This window comes from Mesorhizobium sp. M7D.F.Ca.US.004.03.1.1, assembly GCF_003998635.1.
In the GTDB taxonomy this organism is placed as follows: Bacteria; Pseudomonadota; Alphaproteobacteria; order Rhizobiales; family Rhizobiaceae; genus Mesorhizobium; species Mesorhizobium loti.
This window is the reverse complement of record NZ_RZQG01000090.1, coordinates 1-11,762: the sequence shown is the minus strand read 5'-3', so window position 1 is coordinate 11,762 and position 11,762 is coordinate 1. Positions and strand designations below refer to the sequence as shown.

At 63.0% G+C, this 11,762-nt stretch carries 11 protein-coding genes; 6 read left to right on the top strand and 5 right to left on the bottom strand.

Features of this window, described 5'->3' with window-relative positions:
* The 3 genes from EN935_RS08395 to EN935_RS08385 all read left to right on the top strand — a co-directional run.
* Positions 1 to 766, top strand: a 766-nt coding sequence (locus EN935_RS08395) for an ABC transporter permease (RefSeq protein WP_164771047.1), incomplete at its 5' end; no start/stop codon positions are given.
* Positions 759 to 1,550 (top strand): ABC transporter permease, encoded by a 792-nt coding sequence (locus EN935_RS08390; RefSeq protein WP_127263667.1) that lies wholly within the window; start codon positions 759 to 761, stop codon positions 1,548 to 1,550. The genes EN935_RS08395 and EN935_RS08390, both read left to right, overlap by 8 nt.
* 14 nt (positions 1,551 to 1,564) lie before the next feature.
* Positions 1,565 to 2,485, top strand: a complete 921-nt coding sequence (locus EN935_RS08385; protein WP_127263665.1) for a 5'-methylthioadenosine phosphorylase — start codon at positions 1,565 to 1,567, stop codon at positions 2,483 to 2,485.
* Between the two features lie 183 nt (positions 2,486 to 2,668).
* Here the strand turns inward: EN935_RS08385 and EN935_RS08380 are convergent, their stop codons facing one another.
* Genes EN935_RS08380 through EN935_RS08360 form a run of 5 tightly spaced genes read right to left on the bottom strand, consistent with a single transcriptional unit; the run spans position 2,669 to position 7,170 of the window.
* Positions 2,669 to 3,694, bottom strand: a complete 1,026-nt coding sequence (locus tag EN935_RS08380) for a leucyl aminopeptidase (protein ID WP_127373263.1) — start codon at positions 3,692 to 3,694, stop codon at positions 2,669 to 2,671.
* 50 nt (positions 3,695 to 3,744) lie between these two features.
* Positions 3,745 to 4,434, bottom strand: coding sequence for an N-carbamoylsarcosine amidohydrolase (locus tag EN935_RS08375; RefSeq protein ID WP_127262847.1), 690 nt, complete (start codon positions 4,432 to 4,434; stop codon positions 3,745 to 3,747).
* An 11-nt stretch (positions 4,435 to 4,445) separates the two neighbouring features.
* Positions 4,446 to 5,201, bottom strand: coding sequence for an Asp/Glu racemase (locus tag EN935_RS08370; RefSeq protein ID WP_127373262.1), 756 nt, complete (start codon positions 5,199 to 5,201; stop codon positions 4,446 to 4,448).
* Complete coding sequence (locus EN935_RS08365) at positions 5,198 to 6,022, bottom strand: alpha/beta hydrolase (RefSeq protein ID WP_127262849.1); 825 nt, start codon at positions 6,020 to 6,022, stop codon at positions 5,198 to 5,200. Before EN935_RS08365 ends, EN935_RS08370 begins: the two co-directional genes overlap by 4 nt.
* On the bottom strand, positions 6,019 to 7,170 hold the full coding sequence (locus EN935_RS08360; RefSeq protein ID WP_127262850.1) for an FAD-dependent monooxygenase: 1,152 nt from the start codon (positions 7,168 to 7,170) through the stop codon (positions 6,019 to 6,021). Before EN935_RS08360 ends, EN935_RS08365 begins: the two co-directional genes overlap by 4 nt.
* A gap of 389 nt (positions 7,171 to 7,559) precedes the next feature.
* Between EN935_RS08360 and EN935_RS08355 the strand changes: the two genes are divergently transcribed.
* The 3 genes from EN935_RS08355 to EN935_RS08345 all read left to right on the top strand — a co-directional run.
* Positions 7,560 to 8,039 carry a MarR family winged helix-turn-helix transcriptional regulator gene (locus EN935_RS08355; RefSeq protein WP_127262868.1) on the top strand — a complete coding sequence of 160 codons (480 nt, stop codon included), beginning with the start codon at positions 7,560 to 7,562 and terminating at the stop codon, positions 8,037 to 8,039.
* A 37-nt stretch (positions 8,040 to 8,076) separates the two neighbouring features.
* Entirely contained in the window at positions 8,077 to 8,580 is a 504-nt protein-coding gene (locus EN935_RS08350; protein WP_127262851.1) for a (2Fe-2S)-binding protein, read from the top strand.
* Positions 8,577 to 11,762 (top strand): molybdopterin cofactor-binding domain-containing protein (locus EN935_RS08345; protein ID WP_127373261.1); only part of this gene is annotated, 3,186 nt, incomplete at its 3' end. The genes EN935_RS08350 and EN935_RS08345, both read left to right, overlap by 4 nt.

Genomic DNA, 11,762 nt, shown 5'->3' with positions numbered 1-11,762 from the left:
GATCATCCGGCAATCCTTCCTGACCACAGGGGGCGAATACACCGTCGGCAATTACGAGAAGGTGCTGTCGAGCGGACTGACATGGTCGGCGCTCGTCACGACCCTTGAACTGTCCCTCGGCACGCTGGCGATCTGCATTCTTCTCGGCACCCCCCTGGGGCTCGCCCTGGCCAGCGCCAGACCGAGGGTGGCCAATTTGCTGATGGCCTTCGTCATGCTGCCATTGTGGACCTCCATTCTGGTGCGCACCTATGGCTGGCTCGTGCTCTTGCGGCGCGATGGCCTGATCAACGCGGCTTTGACCGGCTCAGGCCTGACAACCGAGCCATTGCCGCTGGTCTACAACTTCACGGGAACGCTCATCGGCATGGTTCACTACATGCTGCCGCTCTTCCTGCTGCCCGTCTATGCCGCTATGCGCGATATCGACGCCAACCTTGTCCGCGCATCGGCGAGCATGGGCGCTACGCTCGGTCAAACGATCCGCACGGTCATTCTGCCGCTTTCGGCCGGCGGCATCTTCTCGGGTTCGATCATCGTCTTCATTTACACCATAGGGTTTTTCATCACGCCGGCTGTGCTTGGCGGCGGCAAGGTAAATCCTCTTTCCACCCGGATCGAGCGCACGCTGTCGACCTTCCAGGATTGGGGCTCGGCGAGCGTCCTGGGCATTCTGCTCCTCGTTCTTATGGCGTTGGTGGGGGTGATGTTCCTGGCTGCGCGGCGGCTGATTGCAGGAAGCAGAGTGGGCACAGCCCATGCTTGAAGCCTATCCGGACAACAGGCTGGCCCGCATCCTCCTGTGGAGCTTTTGCGCGCTGGTAATGGCGTTCCTGATACTACCGACGCTGGTGGTCGTGCCGCTGTCCTTTTCGTCGTCCAATCTTCTGGAGTTCCCACCACGCGCATACTCGTTGCGCTGGTACGAGAATTTCTTCGGTTCGGCGACATGGATGGCCGCACTCAGGACGAGCCTGATCCTCGGGACATTGACGGCGATGATCGCAGTGCCCCTCGGGCTGCTGGCCTCCATCTCGATAAACAGGCTCGGCGGAAAAGCCGCCGTAACCATTCAGGGCGTTCTGCTTACCCCGTCCATCGTGCCGGGTATCCTGCTTGCGATCGGCCTCTTCTTTGTGCTGGCGGCGCAACGTCTGGTCGGAACGCTGTTCGGTGTGCTGGTCGGACATGTGGTGCTGGCCATTCCGGTCGCCTGCATTGTGTTGTTGCCCGCCCTGGCCCGCTTCGACTGGAACCAGGTTCAGGCGGCGCGCAGCCTCGGCGCAAACTGGGCGAGAGCCATTGGTGGCATAATTGTCCCGCAACTTCAGATCAGTCTGTTGTCGGCCACGCTGATGGCCTTCCTGACTTCGCTGGACGAGTCCGTGATTTCGATCTTCGTCGCCAGCGGTCAAAACAGCACGCTGCCGAAACTCATGTTCATATCTCTGCGCGATCAGATCGACCCGACCATTGCGGCGATTTCGACCTTGTGGACCGCCATCGTCATGGTCGTTGTCCTGATCGTGACCCTTCGCCAAAAATCCTGACCGAGACTGGAAACATGCCTACAGATCATCAAGCAGCCGGTGCTCCGGCGGATCAATCAACGGAAATCCCTCAGGTCGGGTTGGCCATCATCACTGGCTCGGCAAACTGGGGGCTGGCCTTCCCGGAAGATGTCGAATTCGAGGGTGTGCGCGCCTTGCAGCGCGACATGAGTTTTGAAACGCCCTTCGGTCGTTCTGACAACTGGAAGCTTCTCGAATTCGATGCGTCGATTACCGTCGAGGGCAAAACGAAACGTGCGTTGTGCATGTATTCGCACGGCAATCCGCGCGACCATATCGACCATTCCTGCCATCGCCGCGCGTTCTGGGTGTTGATGAAAGCTGGGGTAAGGCAAGTCCTGGCCTGCTCGACCGTTGGCGCCATCAACAAAGCGATCCAACCCGGCGACATGGTGGTAAACGCCGATATCATCGAACTGTCGCAGACCCCGTTTTCATTGCTTCCCGGCCGCCAGAGTTTCGACTGCTCGGGCAAGCAGATCGTATGTCCAAGATGTGCGGCATTGTTGGCCGAGACCGCCCGGCGCCATTGGCCAGCCGAATGCCGCGTCCATGGCATCGAACAGCAGTTGGTCGCTGCCCATTGCTACGGGCCGCGACTGACAACTCCCGCCGAAGCTCTGGCGTATCGAAACATGGGAGCGGACGTGCTCAACCACTCGATCGCCCCAGAGGCGACCTTGTCGCGTGAGATTGGCGCGTGTTTCGTGCCTCTTGCGTTCGTCACGGCCGGCTTCAACGACTATATGGACCGCAATCGCCAGAAATTGCTGCAAGAGGATGTGTTGCCAAGCCTCTCCATGACAGCCTCGCGGATTGCGCTGGAGACCGCGGCACGACTTCCAGCTGACCCTGAATGCTCTTGCCAGAGCTTGAAGTCGCCTCAACCGGCAGAGCGTTCTACTCGGTTCTGAAGCAGCGTGGTCTGGATTAGTCACCCACGACGCAGCTCGCATCGAACTGAGAGTTCGCATTTGGACGCCCTTGCTCGCAGCGTGCGGTCCGCTTCCGTCCCCAATTCAGACTACGAGTCATGCTTCATATCGCATATAGATAAGCCTCAGGCCTTGGGGTCGATCGGGTGCCGGCAGTCTCGTCTATTGGCGGTGCTGCATTTCCTTGATGACGATGCCTCCGTCCACAACGATCGGCTCGTCATCGAGGAAAAGACTGCAGCCACGCATCGGAATGTCGAGGTGGCAGGCGGTGTCGTTGGGACCGCCGAGTTCGTTGTTGGGGCCGGTCGAGAACATCACATTGCCGTAGAATGAGCGCAGCTCCATGCCCATGCCGCCTGGAAATTGGGTCAGGCCGTGCCACTGCGCCCGATGGTCGAGCCCCCAGCCGACATGGCTCATGCCCATGCCGCGCGGATCCTTGAACTCGCCCATATAGGATTTGATCAGCTCGGCCTCCAGGCCGCCGCGGATGTCCTGAACGAAGCCTTTCTCGATCGTGTAGACGACCGGTTCGCGCACGTAGGTGTTAAACGGCAAAAGCACGTCGCCAGGCGCCAGCACGATCTTGCCGTCAACGCCGTCGTCGGCGCCGCCGGTGAAGACGAAGGCGGCCGGCCAGTGGTCCCAGCGCCCCGGCTGGTCGGTGTAGCCATATTCGCCGACCGTCGGATAGACGCCGAGCTTGTAGACCACGTCGGTGCCATGGCGGGATGTGATGCGCATGGTCTTGGCCTTTGCCAGAAGCGCCTCGCCGATCTCAACGCGCTCGCGCAATTCCTTGGTTGGCAGCAGCCGGGCAAGCAGCGGCGCGGGTTCGACGGCCGTCAAGACGCGCGCGCCGGCCGCCTGGATCGCCATCTGCTCCGGGCTGAACAAAAGAAAGATAAGGTCGACGACCATGTCGGCCTGCTTCAGTGCTTCGACCGCCTCAGGATTGGCCGCCAGGCCGGTCTCGCCGACCGCCCAGGCGCCATTGCCGGGCAACGGCGCGGGCAGGCGCATGTGATACATGCGTGCGCCGAGGCGCTGGCCGGCGGCGAGGAAGGCGTCGGCATAGTCGAGCCGCTCGCCGCCTTGCGACAGCACGATGACCTTCTCTCCTTCATGCACGCCGCTGAGCGTGAGCTGGTGCAGGCAGATTTCAGTCAGAACGTTGCGGTCCATTCAGCGATCTCCTTTGCAATGTGGGCGGCGTCGCGGCCCATGGGATTCGGTTATGCTTTCTGCTTGGGCGCTCTTCGCTGACCGGCGCGCCCGATTTCGTCCAGCGCCTCTTTCAGGCCGACGACGTCGCCATATTTGGCATCGATGTCGAACAGGTTGGCTTCATGCGGCCCGGCGTGCCGGTCGCCAACGCAATCCCTGACCACGATGGTTCGGAAGCCGTGCTGGACGGCATCGACGGCGCTTGCCCGGATGCAGCCGCTGGTCGAGCAGCCGGCGAGTATGACCGTGTCGATGCCATCGGCATGCAGCATCGGCGCGAGACTGGTGCCAAAGAAGGCGCTGGCATACTGCTTGGTGACCACCAGTTCACCTGGGAGCGGTTCGACGCGGTCGCAGAACTCCGCCAGCGGGCTGCCGGGGACCAGGGCCGCCATAACCGGCGCCTTCTTCACCCAGATCCCGCCGTCGGCGCAGTTCGGCGCGCGGTAGAGGATGTTGGTGTGGATCACCGGCATGCCGGCTTGGCGCGCCGCCGCCAGCAGCTCGGGCGTGCGTGCGACGGCTTCAACCACGCCCTGCGCGAAGAGAGGCGCGCCGGGGGTCGTGTAGGCCTTCATGAAATCGATCACCAGCAGCGCGGGCTTGCGCCCGAAGCCGATGCGATGGCCCCAGACGCCGCTGTAGTTGTCGGCTGCCGCCTGCGTTTCCGCCTCGATGGGAATTGCCCGTTGAGTCAACGCCACCTCCCTCAGTACGCGCCGGAAAGCAGCGCGCCGGCGCCGGGAACGACCGGCTCCAGGCCGAGCGCCTTCAGCAGGCCGTAGGTGGTGGCGACCGCCGCCGTCAGCACGGGTTTTCCGGTAAGGGCTTCGACCTTGGCGACGACGGGCAGCGACGGCATCTGCACGCAAGCCGACAGCACGACCACGTCAACGCCTTCAAGGTTCATGCCGGCAACGATGCCGGGCAGGTTTTCGGGATCGTGGCGCGCCACGTCGAGATTGTCGGGGATTTCCAGCGCGCGCCAGTCGGCGACCTCGAAACCCTCCTCCCGGATGTAGTTGACCACGAGTTCGGTCAGCGGCCGCATATAAGGCGCCACGACCGCGATGCGTTTGGCCTTGAGCACCTTGAGGCCGCCGATCAGCCCACCGGCGCTGGTGACGACGGGAATGTCGGCGCCATTCTCCTGCGTGCGGCCGCGCAGCCGCGCCTCCGCCTGCCGGTGATAGCCAAGTCCCATCGCCATGATGGCGACCAGGCAGGCATAGCCCAGCACATCGACGCGGGCATCCGAAAGCTCGGCGGCGCAACGGTCGGACTCGCCGTCCATGGCGGCGAGCTCGTCCTTGCTGACCGTTTTCATGCGCATGCGGCTCGAATGGAAGGTGAAGCGCTCGGGCCGGATGCCTTGGCGAGCCAAAAGCATCGCCGGAATCTCGGTCTCCATTGTCGTGTTGGAACTCGGCACGATCTGGCCGATCCGGAACGGTCTCGTGGTCATGCCGCTTTCCTCGCTGCCAGTGCGGTTCCGAGCAGCCGGTCAGCCGCGGCCAGAAATCCTTCGAGATTGTCCCAGGGGATCATGTGTCCGGCATCGGGCACGTGCTCGATGCGGATGCCGGGGTTGAGCGACTGAATTTCCGCTTCGTCGGCGGGTTCGATGACGCCGCCGCGCGTCGCCACCATCAGGCCAGCAGGGACGGGAAGACCGGACAGATCGCGGTGAATGTCATCGGTATGAAAGCCTTCGAAGGCCGTCACGATGGCGGGCTTAAAGCAGGTGTGCAGCCACTCGGCCCTAAGCGCGAGCTGCTCGCGGCTCCAGATGGGGCAGAAGGTGCGCATCGCCTCTGCGTCCATGCCCCTTTCCGCCTGTCGTATCGAATCCACATACCAGGCAAGCTTCGAAGGGTAGGGTCGGCGGCCTGGGCCTGAGACGGGCGGGTCGACGAGCAGCAGCCGTGCCATGCCGGCCGGGTTGCGCGTCGCCGCGCGGATCGCGATACGCGCGCCCATCGAATGGCCGAGCACCGTCACGCCGGAAAGGCCGAGCGCCGCGATGAAGCCCGACAAGTCGTTGGCGAGGCTGTCGAGGCGATAGTCGAGGTCCGGGCCAGATTGCGACAGGCCGCGCCCACGAACATCGAGGACGTAAACGTCGAATTCACGAGCGAGCCTTTCGGCGACAAAGCCCCACGTCACGGCCGGGCTGGTGATGCCAGGCACCAGCACCAGCGGCGCCCCCGTTCCGCGATAACGCAGGTAGTGCTGGCGGATGCCGTTGGCTGCGACATTGGCGCCTGTGACCGTTGCCGCGCTCACTGCGCCGCCTCGCTGCTCTGCAGCGGCGTCTCATAGACGTCGTAGCCGAACACCCAGGCCGGGTCTTCCTGGCTGCGCAGCCAGGTATTGGCGTTGGAAACCGCCTGCACGCGCGAGGCGCGATCCCTGCGGTTTGCTTCGTACAGGGCGAAGGCCGATGCGTGGTTGCCGGTCCCGGTCTCGCCGAGACACCGCGCCAGCATGGCCGCGTCCTCGATCGCCATGGCCGCACCCTGCGCCATATGCGGCTTCATCGGGTGGCAGGCATCGCCGAGCAGCACCATCCGCCCCTCGCTCCAGACCGGCAATGGTTTGCGGTTGAGCAGCGGCCATTTGGTGACCTCGTCGCTGGCGTCGATCAGCGCTTCGACGACCGGATGGCAACCGGCAAAGGATTGCCGCATCTCCTCGCGGCTCGACGGTACGAACGCCCCGTCGAAATCCCAGGCCGGGTGGGGAACGCCGGTGACGTAGTAGTACCCACTGCGGTCCGCGGTGGTGTGGTAAACCATCATGTGGCGGTCCTCGAACCACCATTTCACGCAATCTTCGAAGTCCAGGCCGTAGCGTCTCAGCTTGTCGGACGAAATCACCGCCCTGTGGGCGACCCAGCCGCTGTAGTTCGGCTTTTCCTCGCCGAGCAGAGCTTCGCGGACCTTCGAGTTGATGCCGTCGGCGCCGATAACGATGTCGGCCGTGACCCGAGTGCCGTCGGCGAAGCTGAGTTCGACGCCGGCGCCATTGTCCGCGACCGCGTCCAGCCGCCTGCCGAAGTGCAGGTTTTCCGGCCGCAACAGCGACACCTGGAGCGCGTGCAGATCGCCGCGATGGATGGTCACATAGGGAGCGCCATACTCTTTTTCGGCGAACGCGCCGAGCCGAATTCGGGAAAGATACTCGCCGGAGCGCCCGTCACGGCTGAACCAGAAATCGGGCTTCGATCCCATGGCGACGACAGCGTCGTCCATCCCGAGTTGACGAAACACCCGCATGACATTGGGACCCATATGGATGCCGGCGCCGATGCGTGAGAATGCGGGCGCTTGTTCGAATACATCGACCTGAAAGCCGGCTTGCTGAAGAAGGGCGCCGCCGGCGGCGCCTCCGAGGCCAGCGCCAATGACGGCAATTTGCGTTTGGATTGGCATGGGCTTGTCGACCCTCCCGTATGAGATCACAGCTGCGACAATCTGCACATTTAGAGAGTACACACTGTAAATGTCAATCGTAAAATGAGGAATCAGAGGAGGACTTTCGCTGTGTACGGCGCCTTTGACATAACCTGCAAACCGAGTATTATAGTGTATGCACTTTTTTTTGGCACGTTCACGATGGGGCTCTGGTGCGGCTTGGGGCCCGATAAAAAGGACGGGACGCGGGCAACCGCGCCTTGATCCCTGCAGGTCCGGCTTCCAACAGACTGTCGGGCAATGTGTCTCGGAAATCGAATATGAAAGCAGCGGAAGCTGTCTTGCATTGCGCGACGACGGCGTTTTATGCATGCGTCGGATGCTACGACTTTGGAGTGGGACACGCGGTGCCGGATCACAGGCCAAACCAAGCGGATCGCATCGAGAATGCGGATCGCTATGTTTTCACGGACCAGGTCGGCTACCTGCTTCGGCGGGCCTATCAGCGACATCTCGCAATCTTTCAGGCGAATGCCGGCGATCCGCAGCTGACGGCAGTTCAATTTTCGACGTTGTGTGCGCTAAAGGACAGCGGCCCTCAGTCGCAAGGCGAACTCGTGAAGGCAACAAGCGTCGATCAGGGCACAATTCGCGGGATCATCGACAGGCTGAAGAATCGCGGCTTGATCGCATTTTCGAAGGACGGCGCGGATGCGCGCAAGGTAATCGTCTCCATCACGGCCGCCGGTCTGCAATTGCTGGAAGCTGTCGTGCCTCATGCGAGAGATGTCACCGAACTGACCTTGAAGCCCCTCAATCCTGCCGAGCGTATGGCACTTCTCCACACGCTTCGCCTGCTCGGCGACGATACAGACCCGAACGACTGAAGTACGCCATAGTGATTGCAGGTTTCAGCAAGTCAGGATGGCGGCCTTGATTGCGCTGAAGGTCAACGGATTGGCAGTCCAGGTCTCCGTCGCACCGTCGACGCCGCTCCTCCTCGTGTTGCGAAACGACCTCGGCCTGTATGGCCCAAAATACGGTTGCGGCCTTGCTGAGTGCGGAGCCTGTGCGGTCCTCGTCGGTGATACCGCGGTTCGCTCGTGTACGGTGCCGGTCGGCGCGACCACCGGCCGGCCCATCACCACATTGGAAGGGCTCGGAACGCCGCAGCACCCGCATCCCGTACAAGCCGCGTTTATCGCAAACAACGCCGCTCAGTGTGGTTACTGTATCAACGGCATGATTGTCGCCGCCGTGGCGTTGCTCAGAAGCAATTCCAGTCCCGATGAGACCGCCATTCGAACCGCCCTGCGTCACCATCTTTGCCGCTGCGGCACGCATCTCGAAATCCTTGCCGCCGTGCGCGAAGCGGCGCTCGCCACATCCAAGGTCGCGAGCGCGAACGTCGAAGAGGCGGCTTCATGACCGGCCCGCGTGATCGGTCTGTCGCGACCTATCTGAAAGGTCCCGATACGCTTTTGGTTCTGCGCCCAAATTCTTTGGCGGGCAGGGACGACGAATTGTTCCTTGCGCTCGACGCGGACGGCCGTGTCATCGCGTTCAACGGTCATGTCGATCTAGGCACCGGGATCCGCACCGCATTGGCCCAGATCGTGGCCGAGGAGTTGGACGTTCCATTCGAACGCGTCCGGATGGTGCTTGGATCGACCGCGGCCGCACCGGATCAGGGCGCGACGATTGCCAGCGAAACCATCCAGATCACCGCAAAGCCGCTGCGAGCTGCCGCTGCGACCGCCCGCGCCCATCTACTGCAACTGGCTGCCGCGCGGTTTGCCATGAAGGCGGAAGACCTGGTCATCGAGGACGGGGTGATCCGCGCGGCAAATTCGGAAGAAAACCGCTTCGTTACCTTTGGTCATCTCATCGCAGGCGGCAACACGCGCCTCTTCATCGATCAGCGCGCACCCGTAAAGCGGGCGGCGCAATACCGGATCGTCGGCCGTTCCCAGCCGCGAAGCGATATACCAGCCAAAGTCACCGGCAGGTTCACCTATGTCCACGACGTGCGACTGCCCGGCATGCTGCACGGCCGCGTCGTCAGGCCGCCTTATGCCGGTTTCGACTCCGGTATTCATGTCGGCTCCAGCCTGATTTCGGTGGATGAGAACTCGGTCGCAGATGCGCCGGGGATGGTGGCGGTGGTGGTGATAGGCGACTTCGTCGGCGTGGTTGCGGCACGCGAGGAGCAGGCCATCGAGGCAATGCAGAGTCTCAAGGTGGAGTGGCGCAGCGCCCCCGATATGCCCGACCTCAATACGCCCGAGGCGGCCTTGCGCGGGAATCCATCGACAGCCCGAAAGCTGGCCGATCGAGGAGATGTTGAACGCGGCCTCGGCGCGACAGCCGAGCCGATGCAGCGCACTTATGTCTGGCCTTACCAGATGCATGGTTCGATCGGACCGTCCTGTGCGGTCGCCGACTGGCGCGACGACGGCCTGACCGTCTGGTCGGGCACGCAGAACCCATTTCCGATGCGCACCGACCTGGCAAAACTTCTCGACATATCGGAAGAGCGGATCGTCGTCGAACGGCTGGAAGCCGCTGGATGCTACGGACGCAACTGCGCTGACGACGTAACTGCTGACGCCGCTCTAATGTCCAGGGCAGTCGGGCGGCCGGTGCGCGTCCAACTTACCCGCGAGCAGGAACACGCGTGGGAGCCAAAGGGTGCCGCGCAGATCATCGACGTGCGCGGCGGCCTGGACGAGGAGGGTGGTCCGGCTGCCTATGACTTCGAAACCCGCTATCCGTCCAATCTGGCACCAACCCTTCCGCTGATCCTGACCGGAAAGGTCTCGCCGGTCCCCGAAGTCGCGCTGATGGGAGATCGCACAGCTGTTCCTCCCTACGCATTCGGCAATCTGCGCGTCACTGTCCACGATATGCCGCCGCTGGCTCGCGCCTCGTGGTTTCGTGGCGTTTCGGCGCTGCCAAACAGCTTTGCGCATGAATCCTTCATCGACGAGTTGGCTACGGCGGCTCAAGTCGATCCCGTGGAATACCGCCTGCGCTATCTCACCGATCCGCGCGCGATCGATCTGGTCCGAGCCGTGGCCGAGCGCTCCGGATGGAAGCCCCACATCAAGCCGGGCACGCATGGCCACGAGGGCGACATTCTGTACGGGCGCGGCTTTGCTTATGCTGTCTATGTCCATGGTCCTTTCCCCGGGAAGGCGGCGGCTTGGGCAGCTTGGGTCGCCGACGTGGCGGTGAACAAGGTGACGGGCGAGATCGCCGTGACCAAAGTTGTCTGCGGGCAGGACACAGGCGCGGTCATCAACCCTGACGGCGTGCGTCACCAGATCCATGGCAACGTCATCCAGTCGACCAGCCGGGTTCTCAAGGAAGAGGTGAACTTCTCATCCAGCGCTGTCACCAGCCTGGAATGGGGCGCCTATCCGATCATCGGCTTTCCCGAGGTGCCGGACATTGACGTGCTGATGATCCCGCGCCCCGACGAGCCGCCCTTGGGCGCCGGCGAGTCCGCATCGGTGCCGAGTGCCGCCGCCATTGCCAACGCGGTTTTCGACGCCACAGGCGTGCGCTTTCGCGAGCTGCCGCTGACGCCGGAACGCGTGCGCGCTGCCTTGAATCCGCTGACGATCCCGCCGCCATCGAACGAAAACAGGCGAACGGCCAAACGTTCGAGCCTGAGGTTCGCCTGGCCACTCGCCGGCGCCCTTTCCGGCGCTGTCGCCCTCGGCGCGGGGATTTTTCCATTCAATGCGGCCATAGCCCCGGTGGCGCGTCCGCTACCCGACGTCTTTTCGCCTGCGACGATCGAGCGTGGCCGACTGGCGGCTGCGGTGGGAGCCTGCAACGTCTGCCATGTCGGCGCCGGCGGCAGGCCGTTCGCGGGGGGTAGGGCTCTCGAAACCCCTTTCGGTATCGTCTACGCCACCAACATCACCCCGGATGAAGCGGCCGGCATCGGCAGTTGGTCCTATCCGGCTTTCGCCCGGGCGATGCGCCAGGGCGTCGCCCGCGACGGACATCACCTCTATCCGGCACATCCTTACACATCCTTTGCCAAAACAAGCGAAGCCGATCTCGAGGCGCTCTATGCCTATCTGATGGCCCAGCCGGCGACAGCGGCGAAAGCACCGCAAACACAGCTGCGTTTTCCCTTTGGCATGCGGCCATTAATGGCCGGGTGGAACGCGCTTTTCTTGTCGTCGTCGCCGGCACCGGCTGATCCCACCCGCGATATCGCGTGGAACCGGGGCGCGGAACTGGTGGAAGGGCTTGGCCACTGCAGCGCCTGCCATTCGCCGCGCAATGCCATCGGCGGAGAGATCAAGGGGTCAATGCATCTTGCTGGTGGCGCCGCAGACGGCTGGTACGCGCATGCGCTTACGGCGAAATCCTTTTCGCCCGTAACCTGGAACGAAAGGGCTTTCTACGATTATCTGCGAACCGGGCATTCCGCCGCACACGGAGCGGCGGGAGGGCCGATGGCTCATGTGATCGATTCGATGGCACCGCTTCCGGATGCGGACATCAGAGCGATGGCGGTCTACCTTGCGAGCTTCAACGTTGGCGGTCAAACGTCCGCGAGTGGCGCGTCGGTCCAGAGCATCATCGCC